24 protein-coding genes and 1 pseudogene are annotated in these 20,122 nt (G+C 70.7%); 9 read left to right on the top strand and 16 right to left on the bottom strand.

Features of this window, described 5'->3' with window-relative positions; genetic code table 11:
* Positions 1–118: 118 nt before the first annotated feature.
* On the bottom strand, positions 119–1,105 hold the full coding sequence (locus tag J7I97_RS12510) for a DMT family transporter (RefSeq protein ID WP_214933863.1): 987 nt from the start codon (positions 1,103–1,105) through the stop codon (positions 119–121).
* A gap of 74 nt (positions 1,106–1,179) precedes the next feature.
* Between J7I97_RS12510 and J7I97_RS12505 the strand changes: the two genes are divergently transcribed.
* Positions 1,180–2,091: a LysR family transcriptional regulator gene (locus tag J7I97_RS12505; protein ID WP_214933861.1), complete on the top strand. Its 912-nt coding sequence runs from the start codon at positions 1,180–1,182 to the stop codon at positions 2,089–2,091.
* Here J7I97_RS12505 and J7I97_RS12500 read toward each other — a convergent pair.
* Complete coding sequence (locus J7I97_RS12500; protein ID WP_214933932.1) at positions 2,088–2,546, bottom strand: pyridoxamine 5'-phosphate oxidase family protein; 459 nt, start codon at positions 2,544–2,546, stop codon at positions 2,088–2,090. The genes J7I97_RS12505 and J7I97_RS12500 overlap by 4 nt on opposite strands.
* Positions 2,547–2,637: 91 nt before the next feature.
* Here J7I97_RS12500 and J7I97_RS12495 point away from each other — a divergent pair, with 91 nt between their 5' ends.
* On the top strand, positions 2,638–3,252 hold the full coding sequence (locus J7I97_RS12495; protein WP_214933858.1) for a cysteine hydrolase: 615 nt from the start codon (positions 2,638–2,640) through the stop codon (positions 3,250–3,252).
* Positions 3,253–3,336: 84 nt separating this feature from the next.
* Positions 3,337–3,909: a hypothetical protein gene (locus J7I97_RS12490; RefSeq protein ID WP_214933856.1), complete on the top strand. Its 573-nt coding sequence runs from the start codon at positions 3,337–3,339 to the stop codon at positions 3,907–3,909.
* A 151-nt stretch (positions 3,910–4,060) separates the two neighbouring features.
* On the opposite strand, the gene J7I97_RS12485 is transcribed toward J7I97_RS12490, so the two are convergent.
* The 3 genes from J7I97_RS12485 to J7I97_RS12475 all read right to left on the bottom strand — a co-directional run bounded on the left by J7I97_RS12485 (position 4,061) and on the right by J7I97_RS12475 (position 6,917).
* Positions 4,061–4,876 carry a lysyl oxidase family protein gene (locus tag J7I97_RS12485; RefSeq protein WP_214933854.1) on the bottom strand — a complete coding sequence of 272 codons (816 nt, stop codon included), beginning with the start codon at positions 4,874–4,876 and terminating at the stop codon, positions 4,061–4,063.
* Between the two features lie 86 nt (positions 4,877–4,962).
* Positions 4,963–5,364 carry a nuclear transport factor 2 family protein gene (locus J7I97_RS12480; protein WP_214933853.1) on the bottom strand — a complete coding sequence of 134 codons (402 nt, stop codon included), beginning with the start codon at positions 5,362–5,364 and terminating at the stop codon, positions 4,963–4,965.
* A complete protein-coding gene (locus J7I97_RS12475; RefSeq protein ID WP_214933851.1) occupies positions 5,361–6,917 on the bottom strand; it encodes a cytosine permease in 1,557 nt (518 codons plus the stop codon). The genes J7I97_RS12480 and J7I97_RS12475 overlap by 4 nt, the downstream gene beginning before the upstream one ends.
* Positions 6,918–7,067: 150 nt before the next feature.
* Between J7I97_RS12475 and J7I97_RS12470 the strand changes: the two genes are divergently transcribed.
* Positions 7,068–8,585 (top strand): PucR family transcriptional regulator ligand-binding domain-containing protein, encoded by a 1,518-nt coding sequence (locus J7I97_RS12470; RefSeq protein WP_214933848.1) that lies wholly within the window; start codon positions 7,068–7,070, stop codon positions 8,583–8,585.
* Complete coding sequence (locus J7I97_RS12465; RefSeq protein WP_214933846.1) at positions 8,567–8,755, top strand: helix-turn-helix domain-containing protein; 189 nt, start codon at positions 8,567–8,569, stop codon at positions 8,753–8,755. Before J7I97_RS12470 ends, J7I97_RS12465 begins: the two co-directional genes overlap by 19 nt.
* Positions 8,756–8,812: 57 nt before the next feature.
* On the opposite strand, the gene J7I97_RS12460 is transcribed toward J7I97_RS12465, so the two are convergent.
* Positions 8,813–9,040 (bottom strand): hypothetical protein, encoded by a 228-nt coding sequence (locus J7I97_RS12460; protein WP_251058734.1) that lies wholly within the window; start codon positions 9,038–9,040, stop codon positions 8,813–8,815.
* Between the two features lie 41 nt (positions 9,041–9,081).
* Between J7I97_RS12460 and merB the strand changes: the two genes are divergently transcribed.
* Positions 9,082–9,384 carry an organomercurial lyase gene (gene merB, locus J7I97_RS12455; protein WP_214933844.1) on the top strand — a complete coding sequence of 101 codons (303 nt, stop codon included), beginning with the start codon at positions 9,082–9,084 and terminating at the stop codon, positions 9,382–9,384.
* Between the two features lie 186 nt (positions 9,385–9,570).
* Here the strand turns inward: merB and J7I97_RS12450 are convergent, their stop codons facing one another.
* Positions 9,571–11,163: a PHB depolymerase family esterase gene (locus J7I97_RS12450; protein WP_214933842.1), complete on the bottom strand. Its 1,593-nt coding sequence runs from the start codon at positions 11,161–11,163 to the stop codon at positions 9,571–9,573.
* A gap of 632 nt (positions 11,164–11,795) precedes the next feature.
* Positions 11,796–12,164 (bottom strand): methyltransferase domain-containing protein, encoded by a 369-nt coding sequence (locus J7I97_RS12445; RefSeq protein WP_374103576.1) that lies wholly within the window; start codon positions 12,162–12,164, stop codon positions 11,796–11,798.
* A gap of 145 nt (positions 12,165–12,309) precedes the next feature.
* Between J7I97_RS12445 and J7I97_RS12440 the strand changes: the two genes are divergently transcribed.
* Together J7I97_RS12440 and J7I97_RS12435 are read left to right on the top strand one after the other, a co-directional pair.
* Complete coding sequence (locus J7I97_RS12440; RefSeq protein ID WP_214933840.1) at positions 12,310–12,957, top strand: carbonic anhydrase; 648 nt, start codon at positions 12,310–12,312, stop codon at positions 12,955–12,957.
* A gap of 742 nt (positions 12,958–13,699) precedes the next feature.
* Complete coding sequence (locus J7I97_RS12435; protein WP_251058733.1) at positions 13,700–13,963, top strand: hypothetical protein; 264 nt, start codon at positions 13,700–13,702, stop codon at positions 13,961–13,963.
* On the opposite strand, the gene J7I97_RS12430 is transcribed toward J7I97_RS12435, so the two are convergent.
* The 6 genes from J7I97_RS12430 to J7I97_RS12405 form a co-directional block, all read right to left on the bottom strand.
* The gene (locus J7I97_RS12430) at positions 13,955–14,146 is read right to left on the bottom strand and encodes a cold-shock protein (protein WP_214933838.1); all 192 of its coding nucleotides are present in this window, start codon (positions 14,144–14,146) and stop codon (positions 13,955–13,957) included. The two genes, J7I97_RS12435 and J7I97_RS12430, sit on opposite strands and share 9 nt — an antisense overlap.
* A gap of 362 nt (positions 14,147–14,508) precedes the next feature.
* Entirely contained in the window at positions 14,509–14,766 is a 258-nt protein-coding gene (locus tag J7I97_RS12425; RefSeq protein WP_214933836.1) for a DUF4235 domain-containing protein, read from the bottom strand.
* A complete protein-coding gene (locus J7I97_RS12420; RefSeq protein ID WP_214933834.1) occupies positions 14,763–15,224 on the bottom strand; it encodes a DUF3618 domain-containing protein in 462 nt (153 codons plus the stop codon). Before J7I97_RS12420 ends, J7I97_RS12425 begins: the two co-directional genes overlap by 4 nt.
* On the bottom strand, positions 15,221–15,658 hold the full coding sequence (locus J7I97_RS12415) for a phage holin family protein (RefSeq protein WP_214933832.1): 438 nt from the start codon (positions 15,656–15,658) through the stop codon (positions 15,221–15,223). The genes J7I97_RS12420 and J7I97_RS12415 overlap by 4 nt, the downstream gene beginning before the upstream one ends.
* Positions 15,659–15,762: 104 nt before the next feature.
* Positions 15,763–16,311, bottom strand: a complete 549-nt coding sequence (locus tag J7I97_RS12410; RefSeq protein WP_214933830.1) for a phosphatase PAP2 family protein — start codon at positions 16,309–16,311, stop codon at positions 15,763–15,765.
* A gap of 62 nt (positions 16,312–16,373) precedes the next feature.
* Positions 16,374–17,489, bottom strand: a complete 1,116-nt coding sequence (locus J7I97_RS12405) for a YihY/virulence factor BrkB family protein (protein ID WP_214933828.1) — start codon at positions 17,487–17,489, stop codon at positions 16,374–16,376.
* A 235-nt stretch (positions 17,490–17,724) separates the two neighbouring features.
* On the opposite strand from J7I97_RS12405, the pseudogene J7I97_RS12400 reads away from it, so the two are divergent.
* A pseudogene (locus tag J7I97_RS12400) lies at positions 17,725–17,997 on the top strand (Tn3 family transposase); the annotation flags it as partial.
* A 125-nt stretch (positions 17,998–18,122) separates the two neighbouring features.
* On the opposite strand, the gene J7I97_RS12395 reads toward J7I97_RS12400, so the two are convergent.
* Positions 18,123–19,409, bottom strand: a complete 1,287-nt coding sequence (locus J7I97_RS12395; RefSeq protein ID WP_214933826.1) for an MFS transporter — start codon at positions 19,407–19,409, stop codon at positions 18,123–18,125.
* On the bottom strand, positions 19,406–19,945 hold the full coding sequence (locus J7I97_RS12390) for a transcriptional regulator (RefSeq protein WP_214933824.1): 540 nt from the start codon (positions 19,943–19,945) through the stop codon (positions 19,406–19,408). The genes J7I97_RS12395 and J7I97_RS12390 overlap by 4 nt, the downstream gene beginning before the upstream one ends.
* Positions 19,946–20,122: the final 177 nt, after the last annotated feature.

Here is a 20,122-nt window from a genome sequence, read left to right as displayed (position 1 = left end):
CCGCTCCCTCCGTGCACCAGGGGCCGGCCCCGGCCGGCGGGGTGGGGAACTGGGGGTTGCCGCCTCGGCTCCCGGCTCCCGTGTCCCGGCCTGCCCGTCCGTCGGCCTGCCGGCCGGGCTATTCGCGGCGGGTTTGGGTGAGGGCCGCGCCGGCCAGGACGATGGCCGCGCCCACCGGGGTGTTCCAGTGGAGCTGTTCGCCCAGCAGCAGGACGCCGGCCGTCGTGGCGATGACCGGGATGAAGTACGTGACCATCTGGGCGGTGGTCGGGCCGACCTCCGCCACCAGGCCGTACTGCATCTGCAGGGCCATGCCCGTGCCGAGCGCGCCCAGGGCGATCACCGAGAGGGTGGGCCACAGGGGGAAGCCGGCCGGGGCGGAGGTGAAGAGGGTGCTGACCAGGAGAAGTTGGAGCGTGGAGATCAGGAGCTGCGCACCGGTCAGGGCCACCGGGGAGCCAGGGGCGGACGCCAGGGTGCGGCGGACGTAGATCCAGCCGATCGGGTAGCACAGCGAGGCCAGCAGCGCGAGAGCGGTGCCCTTGGCGTCCACGCCCGAGAAGCCCTGCCACGCGCCGAGGACGGTCAGCACGCCGAGGAAACCCAGGCCCAGGCCCGCGAAGCGGCGGCGCGTCGGGCGGTCCTCGGACAGCGCGACCATCGACAGCGCCATGCCCCACAGCGGCGAGGTCGCGTTGCAGATGCCCGCCAGGCTGGACGGAATGCTCAGTTCCGCATAGGCGAACAGGGAGAACGGGGCGGTGTTGAGCAGGAGCGCAGCCACCGTCAGGTGGGCCCAGGTGCGCCGGCCGCGGGGGAGGGGCTCGCGGCGGAACAGGAGCACGGCGAGGAGGGCGAGCGCACCGAAGAGGACCCGGCCGAAAGCGACCTGGAAGGGCGCGTACGCCTCCGTGCCCACCTTGATCAGGAGGAAGCTGAAGCCCCAGATCACCGAGAGGAGCGCGAAGCGCAGGCGCCAGTCCAGGCCGGTGCGGGTGCCGGTGGTGGTGCCGGTGCCTGTGCCGGCGCCTGTGGCGGTGGCGCCCCGGCGGTTCGGCGTCGTCGGCGGGGAGGGGGTGGGGCGTGGAGTGGCGGGTGCGCTCATGACGGCTACTCTGCTGGCCTGAACCTCGTAGGACAAGCGAGATTTCTTGGCTGTGACGACGTAGCATCGCTTACATGTTGAATCTGGAGCGCCTGCGTACCCTCGACGCCCTCGCCCGCCACGGCTCGGTCAGCGGCGCTGCGGAGGGACTCCACGTGACCACCTCCGCAGTGTCCCAGCAGATGGCCAAGCTGGAGCGGGAGATCGGCCAGCCGCTGCTCGCCAAGAACGGGCGTGGGGTCCGGCTCACGGACGCGGGGCGCCTGCTCGCCGATCACGCGGCCCGGATCATCTCCCAGGTGGAGCTCGCCCAGGCCGACGTCGAGGCCCAGCGGGGCTGCGCCGTCGGGGAGCTTCGGATCGGCGCGTTCCCGACCGCCATGCGCGGGCTGCTGCCCAAGGCGCTGACCGCGTTGCGCGCCGGGCATCCGGAACTGCGGGCCCTGGTGCGGGAGATGGAGCCCGAGGAGAGTATGGCGGCGGTCGTCCGCGGCGACCTCGACCTGGCCCTGGCCATCGACTGGCACAACAAGCGGATGCCGGTGCCCGCCGAGCTCACCCGGGCGCACCTCCTCGACGACTCCGTGGACATCGCGGTGCCGAACGGCCACCGGCTGGCGGACCGCGCCGAGATCTCCCTCGCGGAGTTCGCCGACGACGACTGGGTCTCCTGGAACGAGGGTCAGTTCTGCCACGAGTGGCTGGTCTCCACCCTGCGCGGCATGGGAATCGAGCCGCGCATCGCCCACATCGCCGAGGAGCACCACACCCAGCTGGCCTTCGTGGAGGCCGGGCTCGGGGTGAGCGTGGCGCCCCGGCTGGGCCGCGGTCCCGTGCCCGACGGGGTCCGGCTGCTGTCGGTGAGCGACGCCGTGCGCCGCCATGTGTACGTCGTCTGGCGGGCGGACGCCGACCGGCGGCCCTCGATCCGGGCCGCCGTCGAGGCCCTCCAAGTGGCCGCCCTCAACGTCCAGACGGGTTCCTAGAGCTTGCGGAAGTCCCACGAGACGATCGACTCCGGGGTGAGGCGGATCCAGGCGTGCCGCCCGTCGTGCGGCATCTCCTCGATGCCGAAGTTCTTGACGGGGAAGATCCGTTCGGCCTCCGCCAGCTCCGGGCACGGCTCACCGGTGCGCGGGGCCTCGCCCACGAACACCGCGGAGCCGGAGAGTTCGACCCCGCGCAGTTCGTCGTAGGCCTCGCCTGCGTCCACGACCACCGAGATCCTCGGGTCCTTGCGCAGGTCGGACCAGCGGCGGCTGCGGGTGATCGAGTACAGCCACAGCGAGCTGCCGTCCCAGGCGAACCACAGGGCGCCCACGTGCGGGCGCCCGTCCGGCGAGACCGTCGCCACCCGGCAGGTGCGCTGCTCGCGCAGGAAGGCGTCCACTTCCTCGTCGGTCATCATGATGCGGCGGCCCCGCCGCTGCGTCCCGTCCACGCGTGTCTCGTCCATCCGTCCCGCACCCCTTCACATCTGACTATGTGTCAGGAATCATGAGGGCTCTTCGGCCGCCACGCCAGGGGGAGCCATGCCGGAACTCGATCCCGCCACCACCGCGCTGCTCACCGTCGAATGCCAGAACGGCGTCGTCGGCGAGGAGAGCGCCCTGCCCGAGCTGGCCGAGGAGGCCCGGGACTCGGGGATGCTGGGGCGGGTGGCCGCGCTGGTCGACGCCGCGCACGGGGCCGGCGTACAGGTGCTGCACGCGGTCGCGGAGCGGCGCCCGGACGGGCTGGGGGCCAATTCCAACGCGCGGCTGTTCCGGGCCGCCGGGAGACTGCCGGTGCGCCAGCTCACCGGCAGCCGGGCGGTCGAGGTCGCGGCGCCCATCGAGGTGGGTGCGCGGGACCTGGTCGTACGGCGGCTGCACGGGCTCTCCCCGATGGCCGGCACCGATCTGGACGCCCTGCTGCGCAACCTCGGCATCCGCACGCTCGTCGTCACCGGGGTCTCATCGAACATCGCGATCCCGAACACTGTCTTCGACGCCGTGAACCTCGGCTACCAGGTCGTGGTCCCGTCGGACGCCGTCACCGGGGTGCCCGCCGCCTACACCGCCGAAGTGATCCGCAACTCCCTCGCGCTCGTCGCGACCATCACCACGGCCGAGGCCCTGATCAAGGAGTGGGCCCCGCCGCGCTGACGCCCGCCCTGGTTCACGAGGGACAGCAGCGTGCCGACGACCAGCGCGATCGGCACGCACCGTACGTCCCGCCGGGTGAGGATCGTGCAGATCACCGCCGCGCTGGCCGGGCGGATCGCACAGGTGGAACGGGTCGAGGTACGCGAGGAGGCCGACGCCGTGCGCTGGGGTATGACCGGCTCCCCCACGATTCTCCTTGACGGCATCGACCCGTTCGCCGTCGTGGGTGCTGTCCCAAGCCTGTCGTGCCGCACCTACCGCGACCGCGACGGTAAAGGTGATGGCGCGCCGTCCTTGGCCGCACTGAGCAAGGCTCTGTACGGAAGGCCGTCTCTGGCTGTTCTTCAGGCCAGCACGAGCAGGACAACGGGCGTCGGGTCCGAGGTCCCGGCACACGCCGGTGCGCCCGACGGCGAGCGGGATGTTGTGGGCGGCGGCGAGGCGCGCGTATTCGTGGCTGGTGTATTGGCTGGCCAGCCGGGATGCAAGACGACCGGGCCGGCGTTGGTGGCAGGCGGCTGTGAGGGCGTCGGCGGCCAGGGAGCCCAGGTAGTCTGCGGTGGCCCAGCCGATCAGGCCGATCAGGCCGATCAGGCGGCGGGATGCGATGTCGATCACGGTGGTCAGCTAAAGCCAGTCCTCCCAGTGTCGATGTAGCTAATGGCGCCGCACCAGCGGGACGGCGACATCGACTGCGTTGACGTACTACGTACGTAATCCGCCGGCTTGGCGGCATCGGGACAACCGTCCCTACGCGGAAGTCGGCTTCGCGTAGGGACGGTTCGCTGTATGCCGGATGCAGCTCCGGTCAGGCGCCCGGACGCGGGCCGCCGACCCCCACCGGTACTCCCTGGCCGATCGTGACGTTCACGGATGTGGTCCTGGGGGCGGTCCGGTTGGACTCGTGCAGGACGCCGAGCGGGTTCGTCGTCATCTCCAGCGTGTATTCCTGCGGCGGGAGATTCATCAGCGCGCTGACGTCGAAGGACTGCCCGACCAGATCCTTGGCGTACACGTCCGCCCAGCCGACGGAGATGCCCATCGTCAGGGACGTCGCGTTGGCGTTGTGCGAACAGGAGCTGTAGACGGGGTTGACCGGGGTGCCGGGGAGCGTGGAGTCCGCGATCTCCAGGTCGACCAGGCAGAACGCCACCTTCGGCGACTCCCGCACCACCTGGCCGGCGGCGTTGATGAGCCGGTAGCGGGAGATGCCTTCCATGTGGAAGTGCTTGTGCGCGTCGTGGTACGTCATCTGCCCGACGGGCACCTCGTAGGAGGAACCGTCAGAGTGGGTGATCCGCTGGTAGGCAGGCAACACATTGTTTCCGGGAGTGGCGGCGGCCGCCTCCTCCCTGGTGCGCCGCCCGGTTACCTCCAGTGCGCCGGTGCCGAGGTTCGCGGGCGCGCCGGTGAAGCGGAGCCAGGTGATGCCGGTGACGGGCTCACGGACCAGATCGTTGTCCGCGAGTTCCCGCTGGAGCGGTTCGAGGGCGGGTAGCAGATCCGTCGGGCCGTCGGTGGCCGAGGCCGGGCCGGTGCCGGTGGCCAGCAGCGCGCCGAGTGCCATCGCCGCCGCGGCGATCCAGGTGCGGGCCGTGCGTCCGCTCCGTGCTGTGCGTCTCATGACTGTCCTTCCTGTGGTGGATGATGCCGTGTGGCCCGGGCGCGGTGCCCGTGGCCTGCCCTCCCGACCGAGTCGGGGAGCCGGTATCACGGCTCGGGCGAGAGGTGTTCGTGGACGACGAGCCAGCGCCCGTCCGAGAACCGCCGGAAGACGACGGTCTCCCGCTCCCGCACTTCTTCGCCGTCGGCGGCGTCCTTCGCGGCGAGGCGGGTGTGCACCCGGTGGGTCAGCAGGGCCAGGCCGTCGGCGACGACGCGTACCTCGGTGTCGTCCGTACGGCAGCCCAGCACGCGGAACCCGTCCAGCTCCCAGGCACGCCACGCGGCCTCGTAAGCGGCTCGGGTGGCGAGGAGGCCGGGGTGCGTGGGGAAGAGGAATGTGGCGTCCTCGGCGATGGCCGCGAAGTAGCGGTCCGTGTCGTGGGCGGCGAAGGCGGCCACCAGGTCGGCGGCGGCGGCCCGTACCTCGGCTTCGGCGTCGGCGCTCATCGGTCCACCGCCGGGAGGCCCTCCACGGGCGGGAGCCCGTCCGCCGAAGCCGTTCGGCTGCCGGCGACCTGCGCCGGGAGCGGCGCGGCGTCGGCGGCCGCCGGTTCCCGCTGGGCGAGTTCACGCTCGCTGGCGGCCACCGCGGGTTCCTCCGCCGAGAGGTCCATCCCGCGCGTCAGGGCGTAGTACAGGGTCCCGGAAACGGCGAGCCCGACCACGAACGCCACGTCGACCCCGCCGAGGGCCTGGGCGACGGGCCCGGTGAAGGGGCCCATCACCATGAACGGCACCATCAGAAGCAGGCCCGTGCCGTAGGCCAGCAGACCGCGCCAGGCCCAAGTGCCGTAGATGCCGTCGGTGCGGAAGAGGTGGGTGATGGCGTAGTGGCCGCGCCGGACGAAGAAGTAGTCGACCAGATTCACCGCGGTCCACGGGATGAGCAGGTACAGCATGAGCAGCAGGGCGTTGCCCAAGGCGGTGGAGAAGTCGGCCGAGACGCCCAGGCCCACGGCGCACCAGACGACGGCGAGGCCGACGATGGTCAGCACCCGGGCCCGGCGGCCGGGGCGGAGCGGGCGGACCGAGTCGATTCCGGTGAGGACCGTGAGCATGCCGCTGTAGGCATTGAGCCCCATGGTCGCCACCAGCGCGAGCACCGACAGTACGGTCAGGACGGCGCCCAGGCCGCCCACCACCTGGTCCCCGGCGTCGCGTGTGCCGGCCAGCGGGTCGTTCACACCGAGGGTGGCGGCCATCCAGGCGCCGATGGGGATGAGCCACATCGGCGAACCCGCGGCGCCGCCGAAGACGGAGGCGACGATGCGGGACGTCGGGGTGTCGCGCGGCAGATAGCGCGAGTAGTCGGAGACGTACGGGGCGTACGAGATGTTGTAGCCGGCGGCGGCGGTGAACTGCACCATGAAGGCGACCAGCGTGAAGCCGCCGGCAACCGGGGCGGCGTCGGCGGGGCCGGTCACCCGGCCGCTGAGGATGCCGATCGACAACATCAGCCAGCACGGGGCCGAGCACCAGAAGAGCACCTGGAACGCCCGGTGGAGCCAGTCGTGTCCGTACACGGCCAGGACCACCGCGGCGACGGTGATGCCGACCCCGACGGCGGTGACGTCCCAGCCGAACACGGCGTTCAGACCGTTGTCGATGATGATCGTGTCGACGATGTTGAAGCCGACGAAGGTGAACAGCGTTGCCGCCAGGGGCACGATCACCCCCCGGTAGCCGAACTGGCCCCGGGACTGGATCATCTGGGGTAGTCCTAGCTGCGGGCCCTGGCTGGCGTGGAACGCCATGAAGAAGGTGCCCACCACGAGCCCGAGTGCACTGGCCAGTACCGTCCATCCGATGGACAGGCCGAGCCCGGGGCCGATGAAGCCGAGGGACAGGGTGAAGGGCTGGAAGTTCCCCTGGAACCAGAAGGGGCCCTGTTTCCACAGCTTGCCGTGCCGTTCGGCGAAGGGGACGTGCTGGATGGAGAGGCTTTCGATGACATCCGCGCCGCTGTGCAGGGTATTTGAGCGCTGGTCAGTCCGGATCACTATGGACCCTCCCGTTGCCGTTCACTCCGGGACACCACGACCCGGAACCGGAGGGCCTGAGTGTGCGGTCACCGTGAGCCGGGCGGCAATTGTGCAACGCTCAAACTCGACCCCTTCCTTTGTGGGGCGCCACGATGCAGCATGTGCGCGATGACAGCACCGACAGCCGCCCTCCGGGTCCACGACCTCGTGCGTTCCCCCGGCCTCCAGCTTCGCGTCCTGGCCGGTGAGGACGGGCTGCACCGGCCTGTGTCATGGGCGCACGTGAGCGAGCTGGAGGATCCCTCCCCGTGGCTCCTCGGCGCGGAGCTGATCATGACGACGGGTATTGCGATCCCCCGGACCGCCGTCCGGCAGCGCGCCTACGTCGAGCGGCTGGCCGACGCCGGCGTGTCCGCGCTCGCCCTCTCCGCCCACCTCCACGTTCCCCCGTTGCGGCAGGAGTTCCTGTCCACGGCCGAGGAACGGTCCCTGCCGGTGCTTGAGTTGCCCTTGCAGGTGCCCTTCATCGCCGTGGCCCAGGAGGTGGCCGCCGCCCTGCAGGCCGACGCCCGGCGTCAACTGGGTGCACAGCTCCAGGTCTTCGGTGCCCTGCGCTGGCTCGCCGCCGAGGACCTCACCGCCGCGGAACTCTTCCGCAGGCTGGAGCGGCTGTCCGGCTACTCGCTCTACCTGTGCACGCCCGCCGGAGGCCCCCTGCTGCCAGGCGTACCCGTTCCCGCCGCGCGGCACGCAGCGCTGCTGCCCGACTCAGCCGACCCCGCCCCGACCGTCCCCGGTGGCTACGTCCTGCCCGTACCAGCGCCCGGCAGACCCGCCGGATACCTGCTGGCCCTGGAACGGCAGGGTGACCGGAGAGCGGAAGGCGTGGTACCGGCCGGCCTCGGTGTCGTCCAGCACATAGCGACCGTCGCGGCACTGCAGGTGTCCATGGTGCGCCACGAGCGTGAGACGCTTCGCCGCCAGGGGGCGGAGACGCTCGCGGAACTCCTCCAGGTCGCCCTGGACCCGGACACCGCCCGCCGGCACCTCACCCGGCTGGGATTCCCCGCCGACGCGGCCACCCTCCTCGCCGTCCTCGACGGAGCGGACGACGGACCGCTCGACGACGCGGCGGTGGTGCAGGCCCTTGACGACTCTGCCGTTCCCCACCTGGTGCTGCGCCGCCGCGATGGGCTGTACGTGCTCCTCGCCGACTCCCCCGACGCCCGCTCCACCCTCACAGCCGTGCCCCGCACCAGAGCCGGCGTCTCACGCCCCTTCACTCCCGGCGCCACCCTGGGCCTCGCCCGCCGCGAAGCCGTTCTGGCGCTCCGGCGGGCGGGTGCCTCGGGCGAATCCATGGTGGTGTTCAGCGACGACATGACGGAACGCTGGCTACACGACGACCCCTCCGTCCTGCACGGGCTGGTGGACCAAGTGCTCGGCCCGGTGCTGCGGTACGACACCGAGCACGGCAGCGCACTGCTCCTCTCGACACTGACCTGGCTGGAGCGGGACCGGTCCACCGAGGAGGCGGCGCGCGCACTCCACATCCACCCCAACACCCTGCTCTACCGCCTGCGCCGGTTCGCCGGACTCAGCGGCAAGAACCTGTCATCGACAGCCGACCTCACCGAGGTGTGGCTCGCGCTACGGGCGGCTCACCTGTGCGACCGATTGCCCTGACCACGGGACTGGCGCGGCGTATCGGCGTCAGCAACGCCACGGCCTCAGCCCACGCCTCGGCGCTACGTGCCGCTGGTCTCCTCACCACCACCCGCACGGGCCGTTCGGTGCACCACGCGCGTACGCCCTTGGCGGAGCTGCTGCTGACCGGCGGCACGGCCGACGGCTGACCCGGGCAGGGTCGCGCTTGCCACACGATCCGGGAGTGCACCATTTCTGTACGTCCGTCACAGCATCGGCCGCAAGCGGTGGAAGATCCGTGTGATCGTCTGCCGCTGTTTGCGCGGCGCGTCCAGGTCCGTCCGCAACATCTCGTCGATGAACGGCTTGTACGGGTCCAGCGCGGTCGGCCGTGGCGACAACTGCTTCCGCGGCTCCGGGCAGACCGAGTCCACGGCCTTGCGGACGGTCCGCCACAACACGTTGCACTTGCGCTCGATCTCTCGGATCTTCATGCCGCTGCGGTGGTCGCGCCTGATCGCCGCGTATCCCCGCGATGCTCGGGAAGGACGCGGTTATCTCGTCCGCGGACCCGGAGACCGGGGAGCGTGTCAGGGTCACCGTCACGGGCTCGGCCGCCGACTGGGAGCCGGCCGCGGCCGTCGTCTTTGTCGGCCGTCGCGGGTGCTACGGCACTGCCGCCCTGGACTGCTGCGACGCGCTGAACTTCTTCGCCGGTCCGGATTCCGCCCACACCTGGGCGGGCCGGCACCCCGCTATGCGAGGCGAGATCATCGGCAGGCGGCGCGCACAGGACCTGGGTGAGCAGGTCTTCGGCCGGCTGCTGTCCGACGGATAGCCGGACACGTCGACGCCGCGAGCGCTGAGTAGCTGATCAGAGCCGGGGCCGCGAGGCGGCACGCGGCATCAGGCGGCGGCTGGGCGATCTCCGCCTATGCGGCCCCGGCCCTCGGCGGAGTTCGGGTACCCGTGGCCGCCCCTACGAGCGCGCGGAATTCGCGGAGGGGGCGGCCCGGCCGAGGTGTTACCGGTACTCGACCGTGAGGGTCGCCTGCGTGTCCTTGTTGACGAAGAGGTAGGCCGTCGAGATCTGGCTTCCCTCGAAGCGGAGCCGGAGCTGAGTGGTGCCGGTGCGGTTGATCGCGTACAGCCCCCCTGCCGACAGGTCCGTGGACGCCTTGCTGCCCGAGGAGAACGAGGCGATCTCGGCGGCGCCTGCCACGGTGGGGGTGGCGGCCCAGTCGGTGGTCTCCACGGCGCAGCCGCCGAAGCACCCTCTTTGCGTGTCCACGAGCAGGCGATTGCCGGGCGGGCTGGACCAGGGGTCACCGGAGCTGCTGCTACGGGTGACGGTCACGTAGGCGCGGGTGATCTCCTTGCCTGCGGGAATCTGCGAGGTGTCGAAGGAGAGCACGGTCCGGTTGAACTTGCCGTCGCTGCCGCGGCCGACCGCCAGGCCGTAAGAGTCCTCCAGCGTGCCGACGACAGCGCCCGATTCGTCCGCGGCGGCCTTGAGGTAGCCGTCCTGGGCGTCGGTGCTCCCGATGGTCACCGCGTTCTTGGCGGGCGGCGGAGTCCCGCCGCTGAGACCATGGACCATCGCCATGATCGTCTCGATCTGCTTGCCGCCGTGCCGGGCGTAGGCGGAGTCGCCGAGGTAGCCCCACCAGTTCCAGCAGCCGTTGGGGTTGTCCAGGGTGGTGGTGGCGATGGCCTGCGGGTAGAGCACGATCAGCTGGTTGGTGTCGGCGTACTCGTTGAGGTAGGCGTTGTCGATGAACTGGGTGCCGAAGCCCTGGTACGCGTAGCCCTGCTTGCATCCGTGCAGCGCCACCACCAGCTTGCAGACGGCTCCGTCCGCGCAAGCCTTCGGGGTGTAGTAGAAGCCCTTGTCGCTCATGGAGATGGCTGCTGCGTTCCCGCCCGGGACGTAGGCGTTCTGGTCGAACCGGGTCAGGGTGCCGCCGGGGCTGCCGCTCGGCGTGCTGACCGACCCCAGCAGGTGGGTGAGGAGGTCCCGTTCGGCGTCGATGCCGCAGTTGTTGACCCAGGGCTTCTGCGTCACGGTACAGGAGTTGGGGCCCAGCGGGCTGATCCAGGCATGGCCGGCGGTCGTGCTCTTGTTGTAGAGCACCTGCGAGCCGAAGCGTCCGTAGGAATCGGCCAGCGCGTCCGCCACCAGACGCTTGACGGTCGAGTCGTTGGAGCCGCTGAAGGCGTATACGGGATCGCTGGACAGGTTGGCCAGCGGGTCGATCAGGCCCTGGGCGGCCCAGTCCCGGGCGGTCTGCTCCAGTGTGTTCGCCTGAAGATCCTGGGAGGTGTTCATACAGGCGTTGAGAGCCTTGTTGAGGTCGTTCTGCGCACAGTAGTACGGGCCGGAGGCGAACGCGGCGGAGCCGCTGAACGTACCGGAATAGGCCACGTGGAGCTGGGTGGCCATGTAACCCCCGGAAGAGACCCCGGCGCTGTACACGGCGTCGATGGTGTACGGCTTGATCTCACCGTCCACGGGGGCGGCCGCGGCCGCTGGAGACGCCGGCGCGAGCAGGGCCGCGCCCGCGAGCAGCAGGACGGCTGCGAATCGGCGGAACCGGGCAGTGGGTGACGACCTCATGAACTCTCCATGGGGGGCTCGAAGGGCGTGGTTTCCGGGAGGTTACGGCCGCATGACCCCTCCTCCTATGGCGGCGGCACCCACAACCAGCGGGCCGACCCGTGTGGATCCGGCCACCCTGCGGGCCCGATGCGAAGCCGCCGCTGCAAGCCGCCGGCCGGACCGTGTTCGCAGGGTGGAGGGGACCGGCGCTCCGTCGACCGGCCCCCTTATCTACCGGCGGTCACTTGTCGTGTCACCGAGATGTGCCGGCCAGCGAACGCCGCTGGTCGCGGGTCGCCGCCACGGTTGCGCGCTGAGGCACGGCTGCCGCGAGGCCTGCCGAAGCCAGGCGGCCGCGCTCGGGTCTGGGCCCCGTGCTACGCCCGGAAACATGCCTGGCGGCGAACTCTGCGGGACGCCGCCTTCTGGGGCGGGCACTGGTCGGGCTGCCCCATCCAGGCATCGGAGCCGGGTCGCCGCTTCGGCGCGGGTCGCGAGCTGGGCCACGTAGTGCTGCCAGCCCTCCTTGTGAACGGACAGGGTTACTGCCGCGGGTGCCAGCGGCGTGGTTACTGGGGCAGGGTCTGGGTAACGCGCCACAGGCGACGGGGCAGATCGCCTTCCTTCAACGCGTGGACCTCCTCCAGCGTTCACCCGTGGGCGAGCGAGTCCACCAAGTCGGGTGGGAAGAAGTGCACGGCGAAGCCGCCGTGCTCGTAGATGTCGTCGCCATTGCCGTACGCCCTACCGGTGCCGTAGTGGGCATCGCCGGTGTGCCGGACCGTGTACACGAACACCCCTCCCGGCCTCAGTACCCGGCGGACCTCGCCCGTCGGGGCGTGGATCTCCTTCGTGGACAGGGCCATGCACAGCAGCATGTGTGCGAAGACCGCGTCCACCGACGCGTCTGCCAGCGGCAGCGGCTCTCGCACGTCGTGCACCGAGGCGGATCGCCCGGACGGCCTGGCCTTCGCGGCGGACCTGCACTCCGGTGAGTCCGGTGTCCTGCCATCTCGGATGCGCGCTCATACGAGCCGACGGTGCCGTACCCGCGATCGTCAAGGCGTGCGACGGGCGATGCGGCGCCTCGGGACGCGGGAGCGGGGCCACCCTGTTGCAGGGCCCCGTGGTACGCCGTCCGTGGGAGGGACGTAGTCTGCGGCCATGAGCGACGCTTCCCTCACCCCGTCCGCCGCGCTGCGGACGCTACTGGTCGGCAACAAGCGGTTCGTTGCTGGTACGCCGCAGCACCCCAACCAGGACGCCGCGCGGCGCGCCGAGACCGCTCCGCTGCAGCGCCCGTTCGCCGTGCTGTTCGGCTGCTCCGACTCCCGCCTTGCCGCGGAGATCATCTTCGATCAAGGCCTCGGCGACCTGTTCGTGGTCCGTACGGCCGGCCATGTGGCCGGCCCGGAGGTGCTGGGCAGCATCGAGTACGGTGTGAGCGTCCTCGGGGCCCCCTTGGTCGTGGTACTCGGGCACGACTCGTGCGGCGCGGTGGCCGCCACGAGGACCGCGCTCGAGGACGGGGTGACGGCGAGTGGGTTCATCCGGGATGTGATCGAGCGCGTTACCCCCAGTGTCCTGGCCGCCCGCGCCGCCGGCCTCACGTCGGGCGACGACATCGTGGACGAGCACATACGGCACACCGTCGACCTGCTCATGGACCGCTCGCGCGTTCTGGCAGACCAGGTCTCCGCCGGGCGGACCGCGGTCGTGGGCCTGTCCTACCGGCTCGCGGACGGCAGCGCCCGTCTGGTGACCACCCACGGCCGGGACCTCTCGGCTGCCGTCGCCGGGCAGCCGGGCTGAGGTGCCGCTTCTGCAGTGGGCGGCGCCCGCGGGACGGCTACCCCCTCGGGGTGGCGAGCCGGGTGTGCGCCCAGCTGCCGCGAGCTGGATGGTCTTGGTCCTGGACAGCCCGGCGTCTGGGTGACGTCCTGACGTCGCTGGGCGCGACTTGCGGTTGGGCCCGCTCATGGGGATCAGCAGCCCCGATCCTGCCGTCGCCTTCTAGGAGCGTGATGGCGTCGTTGAGCGTGCCCTCGACGTGCAGCTCGCGGCAAAAGGATAGTGGCGGCGAGGAAGACCAGGGCGCCGTAGAGGGCGATGCGGGCGTAGCGGTCGGGGTCGAGCGGGGTGGTGGACGACGGCGCCGCTGTTGAGGCCGGCGCCGACAAAGGAGCCGACGTAGCGGGCGGCCAGCGACCGTTTGCGCGCCAGGCGGGTGCGCCGGGCTGCGGCCCGCCCTTGAGAGGGAGGGGTTGGCGCGATGTGCGGGGTGCGGGCGTCGAGGAGCTGGTTCGAGGTCACGTGTGTCTTCCGTAGCGTGCCGGGTCGGCTGGGTGGGGCTGATGGGCCACCACAACCGCATCGGCGAGAGTCCACCACTGCACGGGCTGCTCGTCGTCCCAGACCTCGACGCACACGTCGCCCAGCCCCCGGAGCGAGACGTCGGGCTCGGATCGACGCCTTCAACGCCGCCTACAAGCAGGCCAAGCAGCAGCACGCCGTATCCATCGCCGTTGAACGCCAGGTCGGGCGGTGGACGGTCGTGGCCGACACGCTCACCGTTGCCCCGCACGTCGTCGATGACGCGGTGTACGACGCCGTCCGGGCCGCGGTCATCCACCTGATCCGCACCCGCGAGAACCGCCCGGACTCCTCCGCAGGGCCGGTCTACTTCGTGCTGTACGACGTGGAGGGCGAGCAGCGGGCCCGCGAACTGGCCGCCGCGCTGCACGCCGCCCTCTACGGAGACCTCGAACCCCTCACCCGCGCCGTGAAGACTGCCAGACCAGGAGATGCGTCAAGCTGACGTGACGTTCTCGGCCTGCGGCCCTCTCTGCCCTTGCGCCACGTCAAAAAGGACCTCCTGGCCCTCACGCAGCTCCCGGTAACCGCCGCCGGCGATAGCCGAGTAGTGGACGAACACCTCGGGGCCACCGCCGTCCTGCTCGATGAACCCGGATCCCTTCTCCGCGTTGAACCACTTCACCATGCCAGTGCCATATCGGCCTCCCTCGGCAATGATCAGGCGGCGCGGCACCGTGCCATACGGCCGTGGGTACTGCTGGAGCTGGGCCTCGGTCTCGCGTAGGTCCTGGTTGCCCTCCAGCGGCAGGGTGTGTAGCGCGGCGTCCCGCCCGGCCCCGGGCGGTGAGGGCGGGCAGGCTGTGCGGCGCCACGGCAGGCGGGCCGTAATGGCGCGCCAGCGCCGGAAGGCGGAGGTCGCCGACCAGCGTGCCAGCAGGACGCAGACGGTGACGCCGCCGCGCTCACGGCGTACGGGCCACGGCCAGGTGCCATCCGTCGCTCCCTTCGTCAGCAGCGATGTAACGGCTCGGGCCGGCGTCAGCCGGGCTAGGTTCCGGTCAGGCGGCGGGTGGCGGTGGCGCCGGAGCGGTCGACCGCGGCTTTGACGGCCGCGAAGATGGCGCCCTGCACGGCGGCGGCGAGCAGGACCTCGCGCCAGGTGCGTTCCTCGTCGGTGGCGTCGGGGGCGTCTTCGTCGTGGCCGAGTTTCTTCCATGCCTGCTTGAACAGGGCTCCGGAGATCATGCCGCTGCCGGCGCCGAGGGCCAGGCCGACCGGCTTGTAGGCGACCTTGGCGGCTTTCATCGGCGTCCCTTCCTGCGACGGCGCATCAGCGCCAGGGCCAGCAGCCCGGCCGCGGCGGCGAGCAGCGCGGTGCGGTTCTCCCGCGCCACGCGGGCGACCTGGTCGGCCTTCTGCCTCAGGGGTTCGGGGGCCTTGTCCTGCATCAGATGCCCGGCGTGAGTGGCCTTGTCGCGGACCTGCGCGGCCGTCTGGCTGGCCTTCTCCCGCACGGGCTCGGGGGTCTTCTCCCACATGGTCTGCCCGGCGTGGGCGGCCTTGTCCCGCGCTTGGGTCGCCGCGTGGCCCGCCTGTTCCTTCACGGCGGCGGTCTTCTGTTGCGCCTTGGCCTTGATGTCGGTTTTCGCGGCCAGCGCCTCGACCGTCTCTCCCAGTTCCTGGCGGGCCTGCTCGACCTGTTCGCGCAGTTCCTCGGGTGCTTGGGCGTCGGTGCCCTGTGGCTTGTCCTGGGACTGGGTCATCGCTTCGCCCTCTCCTTGATCTCGTTCATGTCGGCCTTCACGCTGTCCACGGTTTCCTGTGGCGCGGGAGATCCGGCCTTGTCGATCTCCTTCTTGCCGGTTGCGGCCATGACGGTGGTGATCCCGGCGAGCAGTGCGGTGATGATCAGCGCCGCCAGCCACACGTCCAGGGTCAGGGACAGTGCGGCGATCGCGGTGGCCGCCAGAGCTTGCAGGGTCAGCACCCCGAACAGGCCCGCGCCGCCGAACAGACCGCCGCCGCGCCCATATCGCTTGCCCTTTTGCGCCATCTCCGCCCGTGCGAGGCGCATCTCGTCACGCACCAGCTGGGACAACTGCTGTGAAGCCTGCTGCACCAGCTCGCTCACTGATTCCTCGGAGCGGGACTGCCGCCCGCTGTTGCGGGCGCTGCCGTTCGGATCGACGGTGGCCATGCTCGTTCACCTGCCCGTTGCCTCACAAAGCGGTCATCTGTTGTCCCTGTCAGTGCGCGGCTACCCGGCCTGGCCTGGGTCCACTCGGCCCGGCGCGCCGCTTTTCACCGCAGGTGGCGCAGCAGGAGCCGGGGCGCGGCCCGTACGAGCCCGGCCGCGGCCAGACCGATCACCACCCCGGTAACGACATCCGAGGGGTAGTGGGCGCCGCTGTGCACCCGCTCGGCGGCGACCGTCACCGTCGGCACGGCGCAGACGGCACCCGCCCACGGCCAGATGGGCGCGATCGCGGTGGTGAAGCCAACGGCCGCGGCGGTATGCCCGGACGGGAAAGAGGAGCTGTCGGGGCGGTCATCGACATCCTGATCCTCGAACCATTCCTTCGGCGGCCGGCGCCGGTCACACAACGGTTTGACCACCGCGTTGGAGAGCGTCTCCGCAACGGCCATGCCCGCCAGACCCGCCACCGCGGCCTTCCGGCCCCGCCAGCCGCCCAGCGCGCCCAAGGCCAGCGCCGCACCGCACCACAGCTTGGTGTGCTCGGCCGCCTCCTCCGCCGCGGGCAGCACCCGCCGCGCCCACGCGGAGTCCCACGACGCCATCCGCTTCGTCAGCCGCCGCTCACCGTCGCGCAGACCCGCCAGCACTCTCATGACCTGCCGTTTTCCCGTACCCGTGATCCTCACACCATGACCGGGACCACCGTGTGCTCCACTTAGTCCTGGCCTTTCAGGCGCTGTTTGTCCTGCTCGTCCCACTTGCGGGTGTCGCGCGGTTCGACGTACGGCTCCTCCTGCTCGGGGTGGCCGCCGACGATGACCCGCTGGCGGGAGGTCTCGGCGTCGAATTCCAGGCCGAGGAGGATCGCCAGGTTGGTGATCCACAGCCACACCAGGAAGACGATGATCCCGGCGAACGTGCCGTAGGTCTTGTTGTACGAGGCGAAATTCGCCACGTAGAGGGCCAACCCGGCCGAGGCGATCATCCAGATCAGCAGCGCCAGGAAGCTGCCCGGGGTGACCCAGCGAAAGCCCCGGACCTTGGCGTTCGGCGTCGCCCAGTACAGAATCGCGATCATGATGGTGACGAGCACCACGAGCACCGGCCACTTCGCGATCGACCACACCGTCAGTGCAGTGTCCCCGATGCCCAGCGCGGTGCCGGCCTGGCGGGCAAGAGGACCGGTGAACACCACGATCAGCGCGCTGACCACCGCCAGAATCATCAGCACCACGGTGACACCGACGCGGACCGGCAGCACCTTCCACATCGGCCGACCCTCGGGCATGTCGTAGACGGCGTTGGCGGTACGGATGAACGCCGCGACGTAGCCGGAGGCCGACCACACCGCCAGCACCAGGCCGACGATCGCCATCACCGAGCCGATCCCGGCGTTGCCCTGCAACTGCTGCACCGCATTCGTGATCACGTCACGGGCAGAACCGGGGGTGAACTTGGTGAGATTGCTCAGCACCTTGTCCGTCGTGGACCTGCCGACGAGCCCGAGCAGCGAGACCAGCACCAGCAGCGCCGGGAACAGCGCCAGGATCGCGTAGTAGGTCAGCGCCGCCGCGCGGTCGGTGAGCTCGTCCCTCTTGAACTCCTTCATCGTCCGGCGCAGCACCGCCCACCACGACTTCTTGCCCAGCCCCGTCGGAGCGTCCGGCGCCCGTCGCTCCACCTCCGGCTCCGGGCCGTACCTTGTATCCCGCTCCCCACTCTCACGCGGCGTGCCGTGCGACCCACGCTCAACCTCCGGGTGTCCTCGCTGATGAGTACCATCGTCACCAGACGTCCGATCCTTATGTCCCAGTTTCCGTATTCGTGTCATGTATCCACCAGTACCCCTGCCCGGCGTTTCACGCACGCGGACCAGGTAGTGAGCCCGCAGTGTGCGTTCGATGGGGGTGCAGGTCCTGAGTACCTCGACGAACTGCCCACCCGGCATACAGGCGCGGTCCGGGCGATCCCGGGGCGCTGGCCCCGAACGGCGCGCTCCTGGCCCAGGCCCGTCGCCTGGCCGGCCACGGCACTAGCTCGCCTCAGAGCACTGATCGGCCGTTGCGTACCGCGAGGGCCAGGAGGACCAGCTCGCCGCCCTCGGTCCGGTCCTCAACGCCGTCGTCCTGTGGAACACCCGCTACCTGGACGCCGCCGTCGCCCAGCTCCGCGCCGAGGGCCACGACATCAGCGACGAGGACGTGGCCCGCCTCTCCCCGCTCAAGGACCGGCACATCAACTTCCTGTGCCGCTACCTGTTCAACATCAAGGCCAGCGGACCCGGCCACGGCCTGCGCCCCTTCCGGGACCCGGAGGCTGTCGAGGACGACGAGGATTGACGGCAGCGCACCCGGCCCGCTGGGCCACTCGTTGCATCCCGTGAAGGCCAGGCGTCCGACGCTCCGGGGCCGAGGCGAGGAACGGCGAGCTGGGCTTAGCACTGGCTCAACGACCTCGCGGAGCCCTAAATGGCACCCTCCTGAACGGGATCCCAGGATTCCGGGTGATCTGGATCATCGGCCGGGGCGGCGGCACGCAGCGCCGCCTCGACCCGGCGGTTGCTGGTCATGGTCGACGTGACGGCGGTCATGGTGAGGAGGAGGCCGGCGGCGGTGTAGAGCGGGGTGCGTACGTCGTAGGTGGTGGCCAGCCAGCCGCCGAGGAAGGCGCCGAACGGGGCGGCGCACATGGCGAGCATGCGGGAGGTGGAGGCGGCCCGGCCCATCAGGTGGGCGGGGACGATCGCCTGTCGGAGGGAGGGGCCGAGCACCATCGTGGCGCCCATGCCCGCTCCGCAGACGGCGAGCGCGAGGCCGGCGACGTACGGGTTCGGGGCGGCGGCAAGGCCCAGGATGGCGAGTCCCTCGACTGCGGCCGTGCAGGTCAGTGCGGTGCCGGTGCCGAGTCGTCGGCCGAGGAAGGAGGCGATGCCCGCGCCGAGCAGACCGCCGGTGGCCTCCGCCGTGAGGAGCAGGCCGAAGCCGAAGGTGTCGATGCCGAGACGGTCGTGCGCGAAGAGGGCGAGTACGGTCTCCACGGCGAGGAAGGCGATGTTCCCGACCGCCGGACGCAGCGCGAGCCCGAGCAGCAACTGATCCTGGAATACGTACGAGGCGCCGGCCCGCGCCTGCCGAAGCAGCGACTCACGGGCCTGCGGTACGGGCCGGGGTGCGGCAGGCAGCGACCGTACGAGCAGTGCGGAGAGCGCGAACGACACCGCGTCGGCGAGCAGCGGAACCGCCCGCCCGAGCGCGAGCAGGGCGCTGCCCGCAGGCGGCCCCGCGAAGCCGGACGCGGCGGTCTGGGTGCCGCGCAGGCGGGAGTTGGCGCGCTCCAGGAGCGCGGGGTCGCGGCCGAGCAGATCCGGCAGATAGGCCGTGGCGGCCGTGTCGAAGAAGAGTCCGCCGAGGCCGAGCAGGAAGGCGACGGCCGCGAGCAGTGGAATGCTCAGCACGTCGAGCGCGGCCGCTGCCGCCGGTATCGCGAGCAGCACCGCACGCGCCGCGTCCGTGACCCACATCGTGCGCCGACGGTCCCAGCGGTCCACCAGCGCACCGCCGAGCACCCCGAAGAGCAGCCACGGCAGCGTTCCGGCGGCCGTGACGACGGCGAGCGCCATCGGATCCCGCGTCAACGTCAACGCGAGCAGCGGCAGCGCGGCATGCGACACCCCGTCACCGAGCGAGGACACCGTCTGCGCAGTCCACAGCCGTCCGAACCCGGTCGGCAACTTCCGAACGTCTGAGGTCACTTGGCGTCCCCTTCGGCCTGCTCGCGCGGTGCCGGGTGGAACAGTGCGAAGACGAGTGACGCGTCCGGGAGCGACGGATCGGACAGCTCCCGGTACTCGTCCGCCAGTGCCTGCAGCCGCGCCCCCAGCTCCGCGAACTGCTCCTCGGTGAGCCGCAGATGCGCCATCCGTACGTGCCGCTCGCCATCCACCGGCGCTGCCTCCAGGTCCGCCACCGCATGCCGCATCAGCACATCCGGCCCTCCCTCGCCCGGATCCGGCAGCACGATCGCCCGCGCGGCCATTGCGTAGTACCGCTCGGTGACCCCCCGGACCTTCCGCGTTCGTACCACCTTCACCAGGCCGGCCCGTTCGAGCAGCCGTACGTGGTAGCTGGAACTCCCCTTCGCAAGGCCCACTCGCTCGGCGATCTGCGTAATCGTCGCGGGCTCGAAGCGGAGCACGGCCATGATCCGGTGACGCGTGAGATTGGAAACGGCGCGTAGCTGCTCGTCAGTGGTGACGTGGAACGTCTCGGGAAGATCATCGGTAGGCATGCACCCAATGGTCAACGTTTCTTGACCATTGGGCAAGGGGTTTTCGGAATCGGCTGTCCAGCACCTGAGGCCTTCGCTCCTGCGCTCTCCTTGTCGACCTCGCTCAACCCGCACCCGGGCGCCTTCGCTCCGCCCGTCGCGGAAGCTCATCCGCACCGCCCGAGTCCTTGAGTCGTC

The sequence above is a fragment of the Streptomyces sp. ISL-87 genome (assembly GCF_018614095.1).
Lineage (GTDB): Bacteria > Actinomycetota > Actinomycetes > Streptomycetales > Streptomycetaceae > Streptomyces.
The sequence above is the reverse complement of the archived record's forward strand: the minus strand, read 5'-3'. Positions and strand labels throughout refer to the sequence as shown.